Here is a 20,015-nt window from a genome sequence, read left to right on the forward strand (position 1 = left end):
GTTGTTGCCGGAGTGAGGTGCGCTCCCTCCAGTACACCGCACATTTTTTCGCTCAGTCGACATAGGTCACGTATCCGGCCATCAAGTTCGGCCGCTCGAACGTATCGATTTCCTCGACGCGCTGATGCATTTCGCTGACGATCTGCTTGAACGTCGCATCATCCATGTCGATCCAGTAACGCGGGTTGCGGCCGGTGAGGCGGTCGTATTCGGCGGTGGTGGGGTCGAGGTGGCGGTATTCTTCGTACTGCGGCAAGTCCGGCAACGGGCGGCTGACGTCCATGTAGTTCTGGATGAAATCCCACAGGGCGCAAGGCGGTTGGAAGTCGGGACCGGGGCACAGCAGCGCGCCGAAGTTGATCATGATGTTGCGGTAGCGATGGGCGAGGTAAAGCACGTTCAACGGCATGCCCTGACTGTCCGGGGACGTGGCGATGTAGGCGTCAAACTCGTAGAACGGCGCGGTGAGTTCACCGATGGTGCCGTTCTTTTTGTATTCACCGTTGTTTTTGTAGTCGAAGACCGTGACCAGGCCGGTGCGGCGGTTGAGCTCCCAGATGGGGCCTCGGGAGGGTTTTATCCAGAGGTTGGGGAACTTATCTATTACCAACTTACCTATTGCCCAGGAGCCCAATGGAATTCCAAGGGTTATGGATGAATATTTTGTGATATTAAGCGCCGTCTCCTGCCAGCTCTCTTCGGCATTAATTAGTATTAAAGTGGAGATGGAAAGCAATATAAACAAAGAAAACCAAAATAAAAATTTCCCTATAGAGTACAAATAAATCCAGAAGTGTGATGCGCCTGAAAAAAGTGCATATCTGAAACATTCATGATCGTCTCTGACGTGGAAATCGACATGTTCGAATGAGCTTGAAGTATAGGTCCCTGCGGCTATTTGCTCTTCACGTTCTTTTTTAGATTTTTCATGAAGGCGAAGTTTCTTTGGCGAAAGTTTTTCGAGAAAACTCGCAGGCGCTATTTCATCCGGACTACCCCAAGGTAATCTGACCTTGGCAAGCCGCATGATCCATGAACGCTCAGCAGAGCGTTCTTGTTGGGGAACTTCCGTCGCTCCATAAGCAGTCTTGGCGTAATACGATGTATTGCTCATGAATCAGTATTCCGCGATCTGTTTGTCACTTCGTCTGCCCAGTAGAGTGCACCCACGCTGCCGAAATCGGGTTTTATATGGGTGGCAAAAAACGGCGTACCATCCTTCGGTGGTGGCGCAGGAAAATGCCAGCGTTGATTAAGTTGCTCCAGTACACACTGAGCCCGGACTTGCCATTGATGGGCGATGCCGGATGAGCCGGTTACCGGGTCGAAGGCGTAGCTCGCTGGGGTTTTGAAAAACAGTTCCAGCCCCTGCGGTAGCAGCCGTTGGGCATTGGGTGGAACGAGGCGGCTATCGATCAGTTTTGTGAACGGCACCGTTTCACTTTTGAGGCGACCACCTTTGAGTTCGAAGGTATTAAGTCGACAGTGGGCATTGATGTTCAGGGTGCCGAGGTTTGCAATTAAGCCCGGCAAGTTACTTTCAATGCGAATGCAGGTATTGGACGAGATCACTTGAAAAGGTGTCCTGGCGCGAAAGTCGAGTTTGGCATTAGGGACGAATTGAGGGTTGGGGCCTATGTTGATGCGAATGTCGGCAAACAAACTGATCAGGTAATAAAAACCACGTTGCGGATCCAGCAGGTGCACGTTATCTGAATGAACTTGCGTGCCGAACGGGCCATTGACCAGCCACTCTTCGATGGGCTTGTCGCTCAGCCACCAGGCCAATCCGGCACCGATCACGATCAATATCAGCGCTGCCCAGCCACCTGGGCCCAGACCGAGAAAGGTGATGCCGCTAACAACCAAATTACTGAGAGCGCTGATGGCGCCGCCCGCAGCCATCATCAGATAGCCCCAGCTGGCATCGTCGCCCCATTTCCACGCAAACCAGGCATCTGTCAGGCATATACCCGAAAAAATCAGACCACTGGCCATTTGTGCAAATAGGCGTCCGGTGAGTTCCTTCGCTAAATGTTCTGCTAGACGGCCGAAAAATTTCTGAGCGGCCTCAACAGGGATATTGAATAGCACTTTTCGCCCAACCGCTAAAACAGACTGTGTACTGGCAAATTTTACCGTCAACATTTCTAGCGCAATAGTAAGATCAACTGCTGCTCCGCCCATCCCGAGAAATGCTCTTCCGAATCCTTTCTCTCTTTCGGTTTGTTTGAACGAATTGTTCTCCACCCTCACATTCCAAACCTCCAACATCAAAACCCCCGCCGCAAACGGCAACGAGCCCAGCACGCGATGAACCCGGCTGTTAGCCGACTCGACATGCTCATCCACGCCCCGCTGCAACGGACTTTTCACGTACGCATCACCCGTCGCCCGCGCCTCCACATCGGCTTTGTAAACCGCGTTGATCCGCTGATTCAGCACGCTGAGATTGTTCGCCGTCGGATGCTTCAGCGGGATCGCCAGCAGCGTGTGATGGGTTTCGCGAAGGGCGTACGGGGTGTCGAGTACGTCGTCGCGCACCTTCAGCGGTCGGCCCTGGGCATCCAGGTACTGACCCATCACCCGGTGTGGCCGCTGATCGCCGGACGGCACATCGGTCAGGCCAAAAACGTAGTAATGCTGCGGGTCGGCGTCACGCCGCTGGATGAAGTGCGCGTCGCCAAAGGTCTTGGGCATCAGGCTGCGCAACAGCCCCACGCCGAGGCCGTGCAGATAGGTGCTGGCGGGCATGGCCTGGCCGGTGTGTGGCCCGGACGGTTTGTTCACCGCGCTGCTGGCGGTTTCCAGGGCGCCCGCGAGGTTTTCGTAGATGCCGATCAGGCTACCGGCGGCCGCTTTCGATTGCCCGGTGAGGGTGCTGTTCAGGCTGCCGCTGGCCAGCAGGTCTTTGAGCAAGTGGCCGTCGAGGTGGTCGACCTGCGGGTAATAGGGCCCCGGGTGACTTTCGAATGCGGCGAGGTCATCGGCGCGTAAATGACCATCGCCCTCGTTGAGGGTTGTCTGGGTGGGTGGCACATAGGGCGCGGCCAGCGCCGCTTCATCGACGGCGGGCCAGAGCATCGGGTGCAGCGGGTGCGCCGGGTCGTGGGCGATGTCGTTGAGCAGGGTCTGGCCGACGCTGGCCCGTGGACTGTAGAGACTCGCACCGGTCAGCGCGTTGGCGACGTCGCCGTTGCTGGCCAGGGGATCGAGTTGCGCGGGCACCGTGGCCAGGGCCGCGAACGTCTGGCTCACGGCAAACAGCGCGGCGAGATAGTCAAAGCCGTCCTGGCTCAAATGATCGGCCAGGGTTTGCTGCGTGACCGGTTGCTGCAGGCACTCGGCAAGCAGGGCCTGCGCCATGTTCAGTTGTTGCCAGATCAGGGCGCGCTCGGCGCTGGCGGTGAAACGGTTGATGTCGCGGCGCCCGGCCTCCTTCACTTTGTCGAAACAGGCGTGCAGCGGGTTCTTCTGGCCGCCGAGGGTCGCCGGCACGATCAGTTGCTGGACCATCACCGCGCTGGCGTGGTGGGGATAAAGGCTGGCGCGCTCGGCATACAGCGCCAGCAATTGCTGTTGCTGCCGGATCTGCGACAGCAGGTGCCGCAAACGGTAGCGCGGGTCCTCCAGCAGCACGCCGCACACGCGCCGTTGGCGGGCGGTCTCCAGCACGTCGACGACGCTGGGCTGGGGTTGCCACAGATCCGCTTCATCGTCTGGCGGGGTCTTTCCTTGCAAGCGCTGCAACAGCGTGGCGAGGCAGTCGGCCCAGGCGCTGCTTTCGAACGTGGCAGGCACATCAGGCGTGGCGCCCTGCTCCCACTGAGCCAGGCAGCGCCTGGCTTCGAATTTGCGTTGTGCGGCAAATTGCCCCGACAGGTCGCATACGTAACGCCCCGGATGCTCCAGCCCATATTCGAACCCGCTCTGGCGTGCCCGTTGCGGGGCGATCAGGCTGAGCGGAAAAGCGCGTTCGGCCAGGTTGTGCCAGGTGACGCTGGCTTTCGTCGCGCTGTCGGACGCCTGGGCATCCCACGCATTGAAGCGCCCGAAGGCCTCGAGCATCGCCTGCCCGTCGGGCTGCGGGTCGAAAAGCCGTTCGAACGTCTGACTGTCGCACGGCAACGTGGGGCTCTGACAACGCCGGGCGCGTAACTCCGGGTCCTCCTCGAGGCGTTTGACGCGGGCAGCACTGAGCTGGATCTCGCTGAAACACAGTTGCACCGCTTCGGCCGGTTGCCGATTCCAGGTGGCGGGCAGCCAGATGTCGCTGAGTGCGACACCCCTGGCCAGGCGGTAGTCGTCGCACAGATCCTGGCCTTCGCGAAACATCGGCACGTCAATGTCGTGGTAAGTCGTGCGTTCGCCGTCCTGCCGCACTTCCAGTTCACGCCACAGGCGCCCGCGGTAAAACACATAGACAAAGCCGCTGCGGCACAGGACCGGCGTGCCGAGGTCGTGGCGGCTGCGCGCACCGGGCAGCGCGACGAAAGGCACGACGGGGACGATCTGGTTCCACTGCGCATCCAGTTGGCGCGGGGTGATCCGTACGTCCTCCAGCAACGGCAGGCGAATGGGCGCCCCATGGGTCGTGGCAATTTCCAGCCACAACTGATGCTCGTACCGGGCGTACCAGTTCCACACGAACAGCTCGCAGTGGACGCTGAATAAACGCTCCGTTTCGCGATCCACCTCATCGGTCAGGGCCGGCAGCGGTTCAATGCCTGACCGGTCGAAGAGCACCAGGCGCTGGTCTTTGGAATGGCCGGTGCCGATCACCTGGACGATCAGCCTGTCGGGCTCGCAGCAAGGACCGGCGGACAATCTTCCCAGGCGCTTCATGACTTAACCTGCGTGCAGTGGGTGCTGCGTTTCAGATCAAGGCGCAAAGGTCGGCGGATGGCTTCCTTGCCGGTGGACTCAAGGACTTGCAGGTTCTGATTGAATCCCTGTTTGTCCTGGATAAAAGAGGCTGGGTCGGCAGGGCTGAACATCACACATCCCTTGTGCTGGTTTAGTAAGGGCGGGACTGTGGATGAGTGAATACGGGATTAATGCAGGGCGGCTCGGTTTCTTGTGTGGGAAACGTGTTTTTGTTGTGTGGGATTTTTCGTTTGGCTCTTCCAGAAAAAGAAGGCCCCACATTACTGCGGGGCCTTCCTTGAGATTTCGGAGCGAAACCTGGAAGCGGGGGAAAACAGACGGGAATCCTTTTCACATAGAGCACTGTCTATGAACCGAATTACTAATTACACAGCGTAACTAATGATGTTCCCATCCCCACCTTTATCCCCTCCAGCGAACGCCATACATTGAGCTCCAACGCCTCTCCCATCATCCCGACGGGAAGGTCACTGGAGATTCCTCAATGCCTTTCGTAAGCGTGCGCATCACCCGCGATGGCGTGACCACTGAGCAGAAAGCTCAGGTGATCGCGGAAATCACTGAAACACTGGAACGTGTCCTCAACAAGCGCCCAGACCTGACCCACATCGTGATCGAGGAAGTCGACACCGATAACTGGGGTTACGCCGGGATCACCACCACTCAGTACCGCCAGCAACTGGCGCAAGAGGGGCAGTCATGACGCCGTCGGTGACCATCGATTTCGTCTCCGACGTGGTGTGCCCATGGTGCGCTCTGGGGGCGACGGCGCTCGAGCAGGCCATCGAGAACGTGGCGGGTGAGGTTTCGGTCGAGCTGACCTACAAGCCTTTCGAGCTGAACCCGAACATGCCGGCCGAAGGCGAAAAAGCCGTCGAGCACCTGATGCGCAAATACGGTCGTACCGCCCAAGACGTCGCCAATGGCAAAGCGATGCAGATCGAACGCGGCAATGCCATCGGCTTCAAGTTCGACCTGGAGAAGCGCACCCACTTCTACAACACCTTCGACGCTCACCGCTTGCTGCTTTGGGCGTTGGAGCAAGGGCGTCAGGTGGCGCTGAAGAAGATCCTGCTTCGCGCTTACTTCAGCGAAGGCCAGAACCCGAGTGATCAGCAGACGCTGGCGCGGTTGGCGGCAGAAGCCGGGTTGGACCAGGAACAGGCGAGCGAGGTGTTGGCGTCTGGCGCGTACGCCGCCGAGGTGCGTGAACTTGAGGCTTTTTACCAGCAGCGCGGTATCAATTCGGTCCCGGCCCTGGTGTTGAACGACCGTCATCTGGTGTCCGGTTCGCAATCGGTCGAGTACTACGAGCAGATGTTGAGACAAATGGCGTCGGCCTCCGCCGAAGCCTGATTACTTGTTTTTTCAAATCATCATTTATCAGCAGAGGTTCATCATGAGCAATTCGAAAAAAGTCGTTGTCATCACTGGCGCATCCCAAGGTCTCGGCGACGGCATGGTCAAGGCCTTCCGTGAACTCGGTTACCAGATCGTCGCCACTTCGCGTTCGATCAAGCCGTCGACCGATCCGGACATCCTCACTGTGGCCGGCGACATCGGCGAACCGGCCACCGCACAGCGCGTCATCCGTGAAGCGATCGCACGTTTTGGCCGTATCGATACGCTGGTTAACAATGCCGGGATCTTCATCGCCAAGCCGTTCACCGCGTACACCGCTGAAGACTACGCCAACGTGCTGTCGGTGAACCTCAACGGCTTCTTCTACATCACCCAGCTGGCCATTGCCGAGATGGAGAAAAACGGCAGCGGCCACGTCGTCAACATCACCACCAGCCTGGTGGACCACGCCATCGACGGCGTGCCATCGGTACTGGCCTCGCTGACCAAAGGTGGCCTGAACGCGGCGACCAAATCCCTGGCCATCGAGTACGCCAAGCGCGGCATTCGGGTGAACGCAGTGTCGCCAGGCATCATCAAGACCCCGATGCACGGCGAAGAAACCCACGCCGCACTGGGCGCTCTGCACCCGGTCGGGCACATGGGCGAGATCGATGACATTGCTAACGCGGTCGTGTACCTGGACGGCGCCAAATTTGTCACTGGCGAAATCCTGCACGTCGATGGTGGTCAGAGCGCGGGTCACTAAGACCCGGGTTTTAAAGCGGTAGAAACAACAAAGCCCTCGTATTGCTGCGAGGGCTTTGTCGTGGAACCTATCCTGTCATTCTATTCTTGGCGTTCATCCATCTGTATCAAGACGCCGGGTTGTTCATGTCAGGCGACGGATTGCCGAAGTTGTCCAAGCCTCAGATCAAGCTCTGGCAAGAGGCGGTTGCGTGAAAGGGCCGTCCGCTGGTGGCCCCGTAATCACTCGACTGCGATCGTCAATTCCGGGTTGCCGAAGCCTTTGAGTTCTGCGTTCGATTTCTCGAAATAACGGCGCCAGAAACCTTCGAGGTTCTGGATCATCTTGCCGCTGCGATAGCCGTTCTTGATTTGTGTAGGCACGAATGCGGCGCCGTGAACGTAGACCCTGGCCCCGGAAAAATCTGCCAGCAATTGCTGTTTTTCGACCTTCGCCAATTCCACGGCAGGGTTTATCTCGCGGATGCCGTTGTTGGTGTAGAAGCTGCCGAAGTCACTGTATTCGAGCATGTCGGACATCAGCAGGATGACCCGCTCGTTCACGCCTTCGGCGTTTTTGATGTCATCGCCGATGGACTTCAGGCTGAACAGGATTTCGCTGCGCGGAATGTCCGAGCTGGATTTGCCCATTGCGTTGGAAAAAGCCTTTCCGAACCGTTGGTACAACGCAGCAGACTGACCCTTCAGGCAGGCATCGAACTTTCGGCTGGCCATCATCGGTACGTCGCCGAGTACGGCCGGATCGATCGGCTTTTCAAGCTCGCCGGCGAATTGCAGACGGGTGTAGTGACCTTCCAGGTAGGCGCTGAACGAGTAAAGGCGCAGCTTGTCACCGGGCTGGATGAAGCGCTTGATGTGGCCCCAGGCGGTTTTTTGCAAGTCAGGCGTCAATGGCGTTGTCTGATCGACAACGACGGTCAGCAGGCGGCCGGAAGGTGCACTGCGAAAGTTCTCGATTTTCGCTTGGGCGTAGCAGCTCGGGACATCATTGCGCTCCGCTGCCACGAGGGCAGCGGGGGCAAATGCCAGAGCCAGGATCAGGCTCTTGAACTTCATTAAGCCTCCGACTTGTCGAGTAGCTGGAGTTTGCGGGCGCGGCGGATGACGGCGGCGTCCACGCCTTTTTTGTTGGCCACGTAGTCGATGTCGTCTTCCTCGTAGCCGGTCAGGTCGCCGAAGGCGTTGTGATCAAAGGTTGTCTGCGCAGGTGCGGCAGTCGGCGTCGGCGTCGGGGCTGCTTCAACGGCTTGGGCGACTTCGGCCACGGGGGGCTCGACCGGTGCAACAACGGCGGCGGTCGTTGGTGCCGCGTTGGGTTTGGCGTTAAAAATGCTCAGTCCGGCAAACTGCTTTTTGAAATCTGCCAGCGTCGGATCATTGTCGGCGATTTGCTCGAAACGAGGGCCGGCCACCGAGATCAGGTCGTTGATCCTTGCGTTGTCACCGGCTTCAATCGCGGCGGACAGATCTGCCACGACCTTCTTGAAGTAGTTTTCAATGACCTTGCGGCTTTCTTTGCCCAGGTTGTCGGTGACATTCTTGCGCGCCTTGGCTGCGTTCTTTTCGTCTTCCTGGGCGATATAGGACTCGAACGTGCGGTTCAACAGGTCCGAACGCAGCGCTTCCAGTTCTTTACCGCCGACGCGGAACACCTTCATTTGTAAACCTTGCAACGTGCCCAGCGAGGCTTGGGCATCGTTGGCAACCCCACGGGCTTTGTTGGCGTGGTAACGCATGAAATCATCGGCGCTGGAGAATTTGTGCGTCCGTTCCCAGGCCTTGCGTGAGTGTGTGCCGGCAAAACCGAAGATGAAGGCCAGGTACGTCGAGCTCGCCTGAATAAAGATAAACAGACCGCTCAGTACGGCAAAGGTGACCAGCGATGCACGGTGCAACGAATCGATCTGATCTTGAGCCGATTTGTGGGTGGCACTGTCGGACAGGGCTTTCATGTCATCCGGAATCGGTACGTTGTCTGCCGCCGGGAAGTCATCTGCGGACTGCATCACTGCAGGCGGATTGGCGATCAAGTCGGATTCTTGAGCGTTGAGCGTCTCGGTACGGACCCAAAACGCGGCCACCGCCAGACCAATGATGAATACGCCATAGCCGATCAGCATGGTGAAGCGCTTGGCTGGCATGTCGCCATCTTTGTCCACTTTTACGCGGTTCAGCATTTGTTGATAGGGCGCGCAGCTATCGTCGTCGTTGGTGTTGTCGATGGTGATGATGTGAGTACTGATCATGTCGCCGCCCGCGCCTGTGCGGCGCAGGTTTTCATAAGACATGATGTTGTCGACGACGCGGTTCTTGTAGAGCGCGCGGCCGGCAAATTCGGAAAGGAACAAACCGATGATCGAGATCACCAGGCCGATGGCGAAAGCGCCGGCCAGTGCGGTGTTTGGTGTGGCCAGTGTCAGGGCAAAAGGCGCCAGCGCGAAACCGAAGGCCGTGGCCTCGATCAGCATCAGGACGATGATCAGCGTCCACAGGCCAAGGCCTTTCTCCCGCCTGCCGTCCTCCTGGATCTTGCCGAGGTAGTCCTGGCTGCGACGGAAATTGGCTTCCGAGGGCTGATGTTCCCGGTAGTACTTATCGTAGAACGAGCACAGCTCCAGCTCGGATGAAAGAAAACCGATGGGCTTGGCGTTGGTGTCGCTTGGCTTTTCCTTTTCGCCGGGATGTTTGACCCAGTGACTGATGCGGCCAAGTCCGGGCAAGCGAATACGGACTTTCATCAGCCAGTACTTGAATGACGACCAGTAGACAATCACCGGGATTGAAAGCAGGACGGTAAAGACCACCGGAATGATCACGTACCAGTACGCGGTGAAAAACGAACGGAAAATTTCGAGCATTGCGTGTCCCTCTAGACTTATCGGCGCTTCGGTGTGAACTGAGCGACGTAAGCGTCACCCTGTTTCGGGTAATAGATTTCGCCAGCGATGGCGCTGCCAGCACGCTTGTCGAAAACGATGTCCATGCAAGTCACTGGGGACTTGGACTGGTCGACGGCAAACACCCGATAAAGAATCTTGGTCTCCCCTTCATAGGTATTAGCGACGGAGAGGTATGGCTGACTCTGATGCTTTTGCGGGGTTGCGTAGTCGGTGATGAATTGCATTTTCGGCGCTTGAGCGACCTTGGCGTCGTCACGCAAAACCGCAATCGGGCCAACGGTGACGGAGTGACCGTTGACCGCAGTTGCCCAGGGCTTGCCAGTCAGGCCGGGAAAGAATTCGTTGGTCGCGAACTCGTTCAGCGGCTTGTCATCGGCCAGGTTCTTGACTTGGCCTTCGATACGGGGAAGGTCGGCAACACATGAACTCAAGGGTGCAGTCGCATTGGCGGTGCCAATCAAGGAGAAGGGCGAGCTTTTGGGTGTGATGCCCATGGCCAGGATCGAGCGAGTGTCGGTGACAGCATTACCGCCGAAGTCGACACCTCCTTCACCGCCCAGCGGAACAATGGCTGATTTGGCAGGGGAAGCCGTCGTGGAGGCCGGCGCCTGGGCAACCGGTTGTGGCACTTGCACCGCAGGCTGTTGACTCGCCGTCACGACAGGTTTGGCCGGGGTCGATTTAGCCACGGTCGGTTTGGCCTTGGCCGCAGGCGCGGTGCCATGGGCCAGGTACTTGGCGTTACTGCGCTCGCTACGGACGCGTTCAACCAGCAATTTCTCGTTGTCGATCTCGACGAATTCGACGCGACGGTTCTCGGTACGACCTTGCTCTGTGTCGTTACTGGCGAGAGGTCGAGACGCCCCGGCGCCCTGATAGTAAATGTCCTGGCGAGCGATACCGGCATCCGCCAGGATCTGGCCCACGGCACGAGCGCGTTGCTCGGACAGTTTCTGGTTGAATTCAGCCGCACCGGTCGCATCGGTGTGGCCAACGACCAGAATCTTCTTGAGCGTCTGAGGGGTTTGTTGGGGGGCTGGTTGCTTGTCGGCCAATGCTGCGGCCAGGCGCGTCAGTTTCCGCCTGCCTTCAGTGGTCAGCTCCGCGGAACCAACAGCAAACATTTCGGATGACTGCAGTTGAGCTTCAACACCCACGGACTGCACGTTCGGTGTGGCCGCAGGCTGGGCGACGTTGGCATTCAACTCGCTGACCTGCATCACCAGGCCTTCTTCTTTTGCGACAGCCTGAAGCTTCTGCACCCGCTCGCGGTACAGCAGCGCGACGCCACACCCGGCGCCTGCGCCGATCAATGCGCCTTTCTTGTAGGCATTGGCGTCGCCTTTGGTTAACGCGACGACTGCAACCCCCAGGACCGCACCCACCGCGCCACCGGCAACGCAGGCGCTTGTCCCGGAAGACTGCCCCATGTACTGATCGACGTGGGCGCAACCACTAAGGCCAATGGCAATCGCGACGGCGAGCGCTGTCGGTCTCAAAACATGATTTAAAAACATCCGAATGCCATCTCCCCATTCCATAGTCCGTCAAACTGACGGATTTTTCTTCGGCCAATGGCCGAATGCTCCAGGCCCGAGGGGATCAAGACCCCCTGGGTGTCTTCTGATTGTTTGAAAAAACGCTTTCCAAAGGCCCGATCTCTCGTACCTGCGCAGCAATGTTTGAAAACAGAACGTCAAGGCCAGGCGGCATGCCCGTTGGATTTTTTGATGTGAAGGAATGCCTTCACCGTCCTGATCCAGGGTCGGTGTGGCTTTACGCTTGTCTGGGGTCTTGCGTGGTATTGCAGACGAACAGCACTAAAGCCGCGCGCATGGGGCGCAGCCGCAAGAAAATGCGTGATGCCTGGGTTGAGGCAGAAGCTCATGGGAAAAATATCCGTATAAGTGCAAGCCCTGAGGGCCGACACATCCATGTCCGTATGCCGCTGTACTCGCGAGAAGGAGTGCAGGGGAACCACCGTGGCAATGATACTGCTGTTTTGCTAAGTGGTGGCACTCTGATATGCAGAAAAGCCAATGAGGTCGTGGGCAGAAGGGAGGGGGGGAGCTGGGAGGAGAGGGGGGCAGAAACAACAAAGCCCCTGCATTTCTGCAGGGGCTTTGTTTTGTATGGTGCCGGCACCAGGAATCGAACCCGGGACCTACTGATTACAAGTCAGTTGCTCTACCATCTGAGCTATACCGGCGTGTCAGGGCGACGATTATAGCGATTGGATTGGTTATGTAAACCCCTGAATTCAGACTATTTTTGCTTTTGTGTCAGTCCGGCCCTGCGGACTCTTCCGCAGAGCCGGGCGGCGGGATTGCCTGGAGGGGTCAAACGCTGTTTTTGACGGCGTTGATCAGGTCTTGGCTCAGCACTTGCGCGGGCGCTACTTGCACGCTTTGGGTGTAGAACGGCGGCAGGTTCTGGGCCAGTGTCGACAACGCTTGAGCGGTGGTGTTGCCCGGCAATAGCACGTATTGCAGGTTGGACGGATAGCTCTGGGGCACGGGGCCTTCCATGGTCGAGCCGTATGCGCCGAAGGTCATCACTGCCTGCGGGGTGGTGGGGTCGGGGGCATACAGAAAGACGAAGGTGCCGTACTTCGGATGGGTCAGGTATTGCTCGGCCTGAGCGCGAACGGCCGGATCGGGGTCATTCATCAGGGTCCAGCGCATGACCGCGTAGTTGCGGGTCGTTTCCATGAACGCTGTACGAATCGGCGACTGGTTTTCGAGGCCTCCCAGGCACACCAGCAAATTGCCGAACGGGTCGATGAGCGCCACCGAATTGAACACCGGACTTTGCTGCGCGGTTTTGACAAGTGCGGGGGCAAGTTCTGCGCCGGGGTCGCGCGGGTTCGCCGATTGCACGGTCAGCGCAAATGGACTGAGTGCAGTGAGTGCCTGGCGCACTTTGCTGTTGGCCGGGAGCGTGGACGGATTTTTCAGCTGGTCTGGCGGCAAACCGCTGTTGTTGCTGGCCTCGCGCACCGTGTTGACGCTGGCGGAGAAGATCGAACTGGTGAGGAAATACGCGGCCGAGTCGATGGACTGGCCACCGAACACGGGGCTGGTTGACCCCTGATAGGCCCGGCTGACCGGCGCTGCAATCGCGTAGTAGCCCCAGGTGTTCTGCGCTTGCTGGCGAATGTGCGGTGGTAGCGACGGAAAAGTGAATTGGCTGTTGTAGTTGATGCCCGCGTAGTCATCGATTGCACTGACGGCAACATTGAAACCTGCGGTCAGTAGCGAGCCGGCGCACATGGCGCAGGGGTCCAGCGTAGTGACGATGGTCAGTTGCTCGGGAGGGGGCAGCTTCAGTGGCGAGGCGTTTTCGTAATACCAGTCCACCAGTTGTCGTTCGCCGTGGGCGGTAGGGTCGTGGGGCAGGAACTCAGTCGTGCCACCGCCGGGAAACGGCATTAATACGTTGTTGTGCAGCGCGGCAATCACTTGCCCTGTTGCGTTGTTGATGATGGCGCCGCCCACCGCGAAGGTTTGCTGCAATGCAGCTTCAATGGCTTGGTTGGCAACGGCGTCGACGGCTTCCTGCGCATTGTTCAGTGTGCTCATGATGACTCAGCTCCTTGCTTCCTGATCGCCAGACAATCCTGACGCTGGGCAAAGATAGTTGAGGTTTTGAGCGTCGTTTATGTTCTTTTGGTTTAACGCTTATGCACAACGTCGTTGTCGGCGCACGCAATCGTGCGTGAATTTGTGGACTCGTTCTCATCTGGTTCGCAAATCACTGTTTTTCAGGTTTTTTATTCAGGTGTACGAAATCTGAACAGTATCGTTTCACCCCTGAAACAGCTTTTAATGTTGGATCCACGAAATTTTCATCAACAGAGTTATCCACAGGCTGCACAGCCTTAAGGGCGTTCTGCCAATAACAGGAAATTGCGCGGCGTCAGCGGGGTTTCGCAGAAGGTGCCGAGGCGTACGGTGTAGCCCTGATCGAGCAGGAAAAGCGCTCGATCGAGTACCAGCCAAAGCTCCAGTGGGCGTCGGAAAAGGCCACGCAGCAGCTCAATATTGCGCACTTGCGCCAGGCGCTGCCAACCGCTGGCTTCCAGTACCCCCCAATTTTGCTGGCCGACTGTGGATAAGTCTTTGAGTCGGGCCAGATGCTGGCAGTACTCGGCGAAGGGGCTGTCCAGCCAGGCGCTGGGCAAGGAAGGCGTTGGCAGGTACTCATCCACGCCACGCACCTGGCGTTGCAGCAGGTCGAAGGCCAGTCGCCGGGCCATGGAGGTGTCGCGCTGACGACGGACGCGCGCACCCGCGGTAACGGTTTCGCTCATCGGCAGTGCGAGATCGTCGATAGAGAGCTGTAGCTCGGAGTGCCTGGCGGCCGAAGATATCGGTGAGTACTGGGGAAGATTGATTCGGTTATAGCAGCAAGGCGCGATGGCGATTTGTTTGCAGCCCGCTGCGCTGGCCAGATGGATCAGTTGCACGTGCAGATCACCACAGGCATGCAGGGCTACCGGTGTGTGGCCAACGCTCAGTAACGTAGCGGTATCCGCCGCGAGCACATCCTGCTCGACATGCAGCGCATGCAGTTGATGACGTTGGCTGAGTGCCTGGCCGCTGGCAACCAGCGCCGGGTCGTATTCGAGGCAGGTCAGTTGTTGACCGGTTTGCAGCAACCGTCGGCCCAGGTGCCCTTTGCCCGAGCACCAGTCCAGCCAGTGCCTTGGTGCCTCCGCAAACTGCAATCGACTGGCGAAGGCTTCGATCTGCTGCCACTTGCGTCCCGGTACATCCACGTTCAGTCGATGACCCGCAGCCTCCAGTGCATGCGCCGGCAACTCACCCACTGCAGCCAATTCAAGGGACATCGCCGCCAATGAAGCAAAAGGCTCCGGCGCGTCCAGCAGGGCAGGTTGGTTGTGGGCGTTTTCTGCGTCTTCCAGTGATCGGCCGCGTAGCCAGGTGGTCAATTCGGGGTAGGCCGTTTCCCAGGGAAGCTGCAGATGAGTAAACGGTCGAGGCTTCCACAGCGCCTGATGCTGTGTCAGAAACGCATCCAGCGCGGTGAAGCGGGCGAGCAGGGCCTCGCCCGTCAACACGTGGGAATCAACGCCCTTGGCAGGCATCGACGCGCAACCAGCGCTCCAGCAGCTTGAAGCCGCGCACCAGCACGTAAGCCATCGCCAGGTAGAACATGCCGGCGGCGAAGAAGATCTCCACCGGCAGGTAGGTCCGGGCAATGATGGTGCGGGCCATGCCGGTCAGTTCCAGCAGGGTCACGGTGCTGGCCAGGGCGCTGGCCTTGAGCATCAGGATCACTTCGTTGCTGTAGGCCGGCAGGCCGATGCGCGCGGCACGGGGCAGGATGATGTAGATCAGCGCCTTGGCCTTGGACATGCCCAGGGCTCGCGCCGCTTCGATTTCGCCCGGCGGAATCGCCTGGATCGCGCCGCGCAGGATCTCGGCGATGTAGGCCGCGGTGTGCAGGGTCATGGTAGCCGTGGCGCACCAGAACGGATCGCGCAGGTAGGGCCACATCGAGCTGTTGCGAATCACATCGAACTGCGCCAGGCCGTAATAGACGAGGAACAGTTGAACCAGCAACGGCGTGCCACGGAAAAAGAAGATGTAGCCGTAGGGAAATGCCCGCACCCACCACAGGCGCGATGAACGAGCGATGCCCAGCGGAATCGCCAGCAGCAGGCCGGCGATCACGGCGATGGCCACCAGCTCCAGGGTCAGGGTTGCGCCCTGGGCCAGTTTTGGCAGCCACTTGATGATGATTTCCCAGTTCATTGGGCGCTCCTCGCGAAGCCGCGGGCGGCGCGTTTTTCCAGGAAGTGCATGCCGGTCATGGCCAGGATCGTCAGGCTCAGGTACATGAACGCGGCGACCATATAGAAGGTGAACGGTTGCTTGGACACGGTCACGCCGATTTGCGCGTGACGCATGATTTCTTCCAGGCCGATCACTGACACCAGTGCGGTGTCCTTCATCAGGATCATGAACAGGTTGCCCAGGCCGGGCAGGGCGATGCGCCACATCTGCGGCATGATCAGTTTGGTGAAGATGCGCCATTTCGACAGGCCCAGGGCTACACCGGCTTCACGATGGCCTTTGGGAATGGCGAGGATCGCACCGCGAAACACTTCCGTGGCGTAGGCGCCGAAGCACAGGCCCAGGGCGATGACGCCGGCGGCGAAGGCGTTGAGTTCCAGGTCGGGGTTGCCGAAGAACTCGCCCAGGGCGCGCATCAGGTTGACGGTGCCGAAGTAGATCAGCAGGACCCAGAGCAATTCCGGGATACCGCGAACCAGGGTCGAATACGTGCCGCCAAGCCATTGCAGCGGCTTGTACGGTGAAGTCTTGGCCAAGGCGCCGAGCAGACCGAGTACCAGCCCCAGGCACAAGGCCGAGAGCGCCAGTTTCACAGTCATCAGCGCGCCGGCGGCGAGCGCCGGGCCGAATCCGTAGAGGTCGATAATCATGGATTTCTTTTCAAATCGCGGCAGGCAAGGCCGGGGACCGGCGCCGTCAGCAGGCGACACCGGTCCGGCAGGTCAGTATCAATAGATGCTGAACGGGAAGTACTTGTCGTTGATTTTCTTGTAGGTACCGTCAGCAACGATTTCTTTCAACGCGGCGTTCAGCTTTTCGCGGATCGGGTCGTTCTTGCGAACGGCGATGCCGATCTTGTCGCTTTCTTCCACCGGGTCGCCCTTGAATTCGTAGGCGCGTCCGGCGTCGCTTTTCAGCCACTCGTAGTTGACGTACTTGTCCGCCAGGATGCCGTCCAGGCGACCGGAAGTCAGGTCGAGGTAGGCGTTTTCCTGAGTGTCGTAGAGTTTGACTTCAACGCCTTCCATGTTGTCTTCCATCCAGGTGCCGGCGAGGGTCGCACGTTGTGCGCCGATCACTTTGCCTTGCAGGGAAGCCTTGTCGGTCTTGAACTCTTTATCTTTCGGCGCGATGAATTGCAGCTTGTTGGAGTAGTACGGGTTGGTGAAGTCCACCGCTTGCTTGCGCTCGTCGGTGATCGACATCGACGAGATCAGGAAGTCGAACTTCTTGGCGTTCAGGGCCGGGATGATGCCGTCCCAGTCGGACGTCACAACGGTGCATTCGACTTTCATCTTGGCGCACAGGGCGTCGCCGATTTCCTTGTCGAAGCCGACAACGTTGCCACTGGCATCTTTATTGTTGAACGGCGGGTAGGCCGCTTCGATGCCCATCTTCAGGGTTTCGGCCATGGCACCGGCGCTGAAGGCCAGGGTGACGGCGGCAGCCAGGAAGATCTTTTTGTAGTTCTGCATGCGGGTAGCTCCGTTAGCGGTTGCTGGACATGAATTGTTTGCAGCGTGCCGAAAGCGGGTTTTCAAACACCTGCTGTGGCGATCCTTGCTCTTCTACCAGGCCCTGGTGGAGAAACACCACTTCGCTGGAGACCTGACGGGCGAAGCCCATTTCATGGGTGACCAGCAGCATGGTGCGGCCTTCTTCGGCCAGTGCGCGGATGACATTAAGTACTTCCTGGACCATTTCCGGGTCAAGGGCGGAGGTGGGCTCGTCGAACAGGATGACCTTGGGCTGCATGGCCAGGGTGCGGGCGATGGCCGCACGCTGTTGCTGGCCGCCGGACAGTTGCGCCGGGTAAGCATGGCGCTTGTCGGCGATGCCGACCTTGGCCAGCAAGGCTTCGGCGACCTCGATGGCTTCGGCCTTGCTCTGGCCGAGCACGCGGCGCGGGGCCTCGATGATGTTGTCGAGCACGCTCATGTGCGGCCACAGATTAAAGTTTTGAAATACAAAACCAATTTCACTGCGCAGACGGTTGATCTGCTTGCCGTCGGCAGCGACCAGTTCGCCATTCTTGGCGGCTTTGAGCTTGAGTTCTTCGCCGGCGACCAGGATCTGGCCCTGGTGCGGGTTTTCCAGCAGGTTGATGCAGCGCAGGAACGTGGACTTGCCGGAACCGGAAGAACCCAGGATCGAGATCACATCGCCATCGCGGGCTGTCAGCGAGATGCCTTTGAGCACCTCCAGCGAGCCGTAGCGTTTGTGCAAGTTGCGGATTTCAAGCGCGGGCGTGGCCTCAGCCATGTGCGTTCCTCATTGTGTTTTGCGCTCCTGCTGTTGGTGGCCTTCCTGGCGAGGCGGCCAAGCTAGCATAGCGTTTCAAAGGCAGCCAACAGCGCTACGGGCAGTAAACGGGTGGCATGGGGCAGGTTGTCGCATCGGCACAGCAGACTGTCGCCCCATCAACAACCGAACAGTCGTTTGAACCCTGCTTCTGGAGAGAAAGCCAGGCGGCTGTTCTAAAAAAGGGCGCGATGTTGCCAGCTTTGGCGGGGGGTTGGAAGCGCTAACAGGCCAAAGGTTGCCGATCTGCCCTTTTATCGTGCGTCGAGCTATTTTTGTGTGTGTTTCCGGTGCGCGGGATTGTCACTTCAAGTGAGTCGCAGGGTAACGTTCTGGCAAAGTGCCATTAATATCAATGGCTTGCGATGACTGTCCGGTCAGGTGGAAAGCGCCGGATTAGGCGGCTTTGAAACATTTTGGCGCAATTATTGCGTGCAGATTCCGGAACACCTCCGTTTGTTTCTTTTTACACAGAAGGCGCCGAGGGGGTGAACGCATTCGCTTCTCCTTACAAAGGTAGTTTCAATGAGCAGTACCCATAGCTCTAATGGCCTCGAACAGGGGCTCAAACCGCGTCATGTGACCATGCTGTCGATTGCCGGGGTAATCGGTGCCGGCCTGTTCGTCGGCTCGGGTCACGCAATCGCCGCCGCAGGCCCGGCCGTCCTGTTGGCCTACGCCGCCGCCGGTATGCTGGTGGTGTTGGTTATGCGCATGCTCGGCGAAATGGCAGTCGCCTCGCCGGACACAGGCTCCTTCTCGACGTACGCCGATCGCGCGATCGGTCACTGGGCCGGTTTCACCATCGGCTGGTTGTACTGGTGGTTCTGGGTGCTCGTCATCCCGCTGGAGGCCAACGCCGCCGCGACCATCCTGCATGCCTGGTTCCCTAACGTGGCTATCTGGGCCTTTGCCTTGGTGATCACGATGTTGCTGACAGTGACCAACCTGTTCAGCGTGAAGAACTATGGCGAGTTCGAATTCTGGTTTGCCCTGGTCAAGGTCCTGGCGATCATCGGTTTCATTGTGCTCGGCGTGCTGGCGATCTTCGGCTTCCTGCCAGGCAGCCAGGTCAGCGGCGTTTCGCACCTGTTCGATACTCAGGGCTTCCTGCCAAACGGCATGGGCGCGGTGTTGGGCGCGATCCTGACCACCATGTTCTCCTTCATGGGGACCGAGATCGTGACCATCGCGGCCGCGGAATCGAAGAACCCTGGCAAGCAAATTTCCAAGGCCACCAACTCGGTGATCTGGCGGATCGGCTTGTTCTACCTCGTATCGATCTTCATCGTCGTGGCCCTGGTGCCGTGGAACGATCCGCTACTGGCCAGCCTGGGTTCCTACCAGACCGTGCTTGAGCGCATGGGCATTCCGAATGCCAAAATGGTTGTTGATATCGTGGTATTGGTCGCCGTGACCAGCTGCCTGAACTCGGCGCTCTACACCTCGTCGCGCATGTTGTTCTCCCTGGGCAAGCGCGGTGATGCGCCGGCCATGTCCACCCGCACCAACAACAGCGGCACGCCATACTGGGCGGTGATGTTGTCCACAGGTGCTGCGTTCCTGGCGACATTCGCCAACTACGTGGCCCCGGCGGCAGTGTTCGAATTCCTGCTGGCCAGCTCCGGTGCCATTGCACTGCTGGTGTACCTGGTGATTGCGATCTCACAACTGCGCATGCGCAAACAGCGTATGGCTCGCGGCGAGAAAATCGTCTTCAGCATGTGGCTGTTCCCGGGCCTGACCTACGCGGTGATCGTGTTCATCGTCGGCGCCTTGACCATCATGCTGTTCCAGGAGGCCCATCGTGTGGAAATCCTCGCGACCGGCCTGCTCGCCGTCATGGTGGTTGCGGCCGGCCTGCTGGTGGCTCGCCGTCGTCGTAGCGAGAAGATGATTGGAGCGGTTGCGCGCTGAGTCTCTGACTCAGGCCAAGCGTTGTTGAAATAAAAAAACGGCCGCTGTCAGCGATGACAAGCGGCCGTTTTTATTTGTC

The 20,015-nt window shown here is 58.7% G+C and carries 16 protein-coding genes and 1 tRNA gene; 4 read left to right on the forward strand and 13 right to left on the reverse strand.

All coding sequences use genetic code 11. The features are described from left to right. Nucleotides 1–52: 52 nt before the first annotated feature. The 3 genes from GQ39_RS26400 to GQ39_RS32900 are packed head-to-tail and all read right to left on the reverse strand — an operon-like array spanning nucleotide 53 to nucleotide 4,997. On the reverse strand, nucleotides 53–1,114 hold the full coding sequence (locus GQ39_RS26400; RefSeq protein ID WP_236693119.1) for a hypothetical protein: 1,062 nt from the start codon (nucleotides 1,112–1,114) through the stop codon (nucleotides 53–55). Further along, nucleotides 1,111–4,845 (reverse strand): toxin VasX, encoded by a 3,735-nt coding sequence (locus tag GQ39_RS26405; protein WP_047536275.1) that lies wholly within the window; start codon nucleotides 4,843–4,845, stop codon nucleotides 1,111–1,113. Before GQ39_RS26405 ends, GQ39_RS26400 begins: the two co-directional genes overlap by 4 nt. After that, the gene (locus GQ39_RS32900; protein WP_161793945.1) at nucleotides 4,842–4,997 is read right to left on the reverse strand and encodes a hypothetical protein; all 156 of its coding nucleotides are present in this window, start codon (nucleotides 4,995–4,997) and stop codon (nucleotides 4,842–4,844) included. Before GQ39_RS32900 ends, GQ39_RS26405 begins: the two co-directional genes overlap by 4 nt. Nucleotides 4,998–5,371: 374 nt before the next feature. On the opposite strand from GQ39_RS32900, the gene GQ39_RS26410 reads away from it, so the two are divergent. The 3 genes from GQ39_RS26410 to GQ39_RS26420 are packed head-to-tail and all read left to right on the forward strand — an operon-like array spanning nucleotide 5,372 to nucleotide 6,997. Continuing rightward, entirely contained in the window at nucleotides 5,372–5,590 is a 219-nt protein-coding gene (locus tag GQ39_RS26410; RefSeq protein WP_008058469.1) for a tautomerase family protein, read from the forward strand. Beyond that, nucleotides 5,587–6,243: a DsbA family oxidoreductase gene (locus GQ39_RS26415; protein WP_047536278.1), complete on the forward strand. Its 657-nt coding sequence runs from the start codon at nucleotides 5,587–5,589 to the stop codon at nucleotides 6,241–6,243. The genes GQ39_RS26410 and GQ39_RS26415 overlap by 4 nt, the downstream gene beginning before the upstream one ends. Before the next feature lie 43 nt (nucleotides 6,244–6,286). Continuing rightward, nucleotides 6,287–6,997, forward strand: coding sequence for an SDR family NAD(P)-dependent oxidoreductase (locus GQ39_RS26420; protein ID WP_047539192.1), 711 nt, complete (start codon nucleotides 6,287–6,289; stop codon nucleotides 6,995–6,997). 221 nt (nucleotides 6,998–7,218) lie between these two features. Here the strand turns inward: GQ39_RS26420 and GQ39_RS26425 are convergent, their stop codons facing one another. The 10 genes from GQ39_RS26425 to GQ39_RS26470 all read right to left on the reverse strand — a co-directional run bounded on the left by GQ39_RS26425 (nucleotide 7,219) and on the right by GQ39_RS26470 (nucleotide 17,980). Next, a complete protein-coding gene (locus GQ39_RS26425) occupies nucleotides 7,219–8,052 on the reverse strand; it encodes a hypothetical protein (RefSeq protein ID WP_047536280.1) in 834 nt (277 codons plus the stop codon). Further along, on the reverse strand, nucleotides 8,052–9,854 hold the full coding sequence (locus GQ39_RS26430; RefSeq protein WP_047536282.1) for a hypothetical protein: 1,803 nt from the start codon (nucleotides 9,852–9,854) through the stop codon (nucleotides 8,052–8,054). Before GQ39_RS26430 ends, GQ39_RS26425 begins: the two co-directional genes overlap by 1 nt. A 17-nt stretch (nucleotides 9,855–9,871) precedes the next feature. Then, nucleotides 9,872–11,413, reverse strand: coding sequence for an OmpA family protein (locus GQ39_RS26435; protein WP_047536284.1), 1,542 nt, complete (start codon nucleotides 11,411–11,413; stop codon nucleotides 9,872–9,874). A gap of 616 nt (nucleotides 11,414–12,029) precedes the next feature. Further along, nucleotides 12,030–12,105: transfer RNA gene (locus GQ39_RS26440), tRNA-Thr, on the reverse strand. Nucleotides 12,106–12,235: 130 nt separating this feature from the next. Next, a complete protein-coding gene (locus GQ39_RS26445; RefSeq protein WP_047536285.1) occupies nucleotides 12,236–13,477 on the reverse strand; it encodes a nucleoside deaminase in 1,242 nt (413 codons plus the stop codon). A 299-nt stretch (nucleotides 13,478–13,776) separates the two neighbouring features. Beyond that, nucleotides 13,777–15,006, reverse strand: a complete 1,230-nt coding sequence (locus GQ39_RS26450; protein ID WP_047536286.1) for a methyltransferase — start codon at nucleotides 15,004–15,006, stop codon at nucleotides 13,777–13,779. Then, entirely contained in the window at nucleotides 14,987–15,676 is a 690-nt protein-coding gene (locus tag GQ39_RS26455) for an ABC transporter permease (protein ID WP_047536287.1), read from the reverse strand. The genes GQ39_RS26450 and GQ39_RS26455 overlap by 20 nt, the downstream gene beginning before the upstream one ends. Continuing rightward, nucleotides 15,673–16,368 carry an ABC transporter permease gene (locus tag GQ39_RS26460; protein WP_047536288.1) on the reverse strand — a complete coding sequence of 232 codons (696 nt, stop codon included), beginning with the start codon at nucleotides 16,366–16,368 and terminating at the stop codon, nucleotides 15,673–15,675. The genes GQ39_RS26455 and GQ39_RS26460 overlap by 4 nt, the downstream gene beginning before the upstream one ends. 78 nt (nucleotides 16,369–16,446) lie before the next feature. Further along, a complete protein-coding gene (locus tag GQ39_RS26465) occupies nucleotides 16,447–17,193 on the reverse strand; it encodes an ABC transporter substrate-binding protein (protein ID WP_047536290.1) in 747 nt (248 codons plus the stop codon). Nucleotides 17,194–17,206: 13 nt separating this feature from the next. Then, the gene (locus GQ39_RS26470; RefSeq protein WP_007972784.1) at nucleotides 17,207–17,980 is read right to left on the reverse strand and encodes an ABC transporter ATP-binding protein; all 774 of its coding nucleotides are present in this window, start codon (nucleotides 17,978–17,980) and stop codon (nucleotides 17,207–17,209) included. A 564-nt stretch (nucleotides 17,981–18,544) separates the two neighbouring features. Between GQ39_RS26470 and gabP the strand changes: the two genes are divergently transcribed. After that, nucleotides 18,545–19,936, forward strand: a complete 1,392-nt coding sequence (gene gabP / locus GQ39_RS26475) for a GABA permease (protein ID WP_047536294.1) — start codon at nucleotides 18,545–18,547, stop codon at nucleotides 19,934–19,936. The last annotated feature ends 79 nt before the right edge of the window (nucleotides 19,937–20,015 follow it).

The sequence above is a fragment of the Pseudomonas sp. 11/12A genome (assembly GCF_000800055.1).
In the GTDB taxonomy this organism is placed as follows: Bacteria; Pseudomonadota; Gammaproteobacteria; order Pseudomonadales; family Pseudomonadaceae; genus Aquipseudomonas; species Aquipseudomonas mohnii.

Bases quoted from the DNA above. Each gene is read 5' to 3' on its own strand.
- GQ39_RS26430 (WP_047536282.1), bottom strand. From the start codon at position 9,854: ATGCTCGAAATTTTCCGTTCGTTTTTCACCGCGTACTGGTACGTGATC.
- GQ39_RS26435 (WP_047536284.1), bottom strand. From the start codon at position 11,413: ATGTTTTTAAATCATGTTTTGAGACCGACAGCGCTCGCCGTCGCGATT.
- GQ39_RS26410 (WP_008058469.1), top strand. From the start codon at position 5,372: ATGCCTTTCGTAAGCGTGCGCATCACCCGCGATGGCGTGACCACTGAG.
- GQ39_RS26460 (WP_047536288.1), bottom strand. From the start codon at position 16,368: ATGATTATCGACCTCTACGGATTCGGCCCGGCGCTCGCCGCCGGCGCG.
- gabP (WP_047536294.1), top strand. From the start codon at position 18,545: ATGAGCAGTACCCATAGCTCTAATGGCCTCGAACAGGGGCTCAAACCG.
- GQ39_RS32900 (WP_161793945.1), bottom strand. From the start codon at position 4,997: ATGTTCAGCCCTGCCGACCCAGCCTCTTTTATCCAGGACAAACAGGGA.
- GQ39_RS26465 (WP_047536290.1), bottom strand. From the start codon at position 17,193: ATGCAGAACTACAAAAAGATCTTCCTGGCTGCCGCCGTCACCCTGGCC.
- GQ39_RS26415 (WP_047536278.1), top strand. From the start codon at position 5,587: ATGACGCCGTCGGTGACCATCGATTTCGTCTCCGACGTGGTGTGCCCA.
- GQ39_RS26450 (WP_047536286.1), bottom strand. From the start codon at position 15,006: ATGCCTGCCAAGGGCGTTGATTCCCACGTGTTGACGGGCGAGGCCCTG.
- GQ39_RS26420 (WP_047539192.1), top strand. From the start codon at position 6,287: ATGAGCAATTCGAAAAAAGTCGTTGTCATCACTGGCGCATCCCAAGGT.
- GQ39_RS26445 (WP_047536285.1), bottom strand. From the start codon at position 13,477: ATGAGCACACTGAACAATGCGCAGGAAGCCGTCGACGCCGTTGCCAAC.
- GQ39_RS26405 (WP_047536275.1), bottom strand. From the start codon at position 4,845: ATGAAGCGCCTGGGAAGATTGTCCGCCGGTCCTTGCTGCGAGCCCGAC.
- GQ39_RS26455 (WP_047536287.1), bottom strand. From the start codon at position 15,676: ATGAACTGGGAAATCATCATCAAGTGGCTGCCAAAACTGGCCCAGGGC.
- GQ39_RS26400 (WP_236693119.1), bottom strand. From the start codon at position 1,114: ATGAGCAATACATCGTATTACGCCAAGACTGCTTATGGAGCGACGGAA.
- GQ39_RS26470 (WP_007972784.1), bottom strand. From the start codon at position 17,980: ATGGCTGAGGCCACGCCCGCGCTTGAAATCCGCAACTTGCACAAACGC.
- GQ39_RS26425 (WP_047536280.1), bottom strand. From the start codon at position 8,052: ATGAAGTTCAAGAGCCTGATCCTGGCTCTGGCATTTGCCCCCGCTGCC.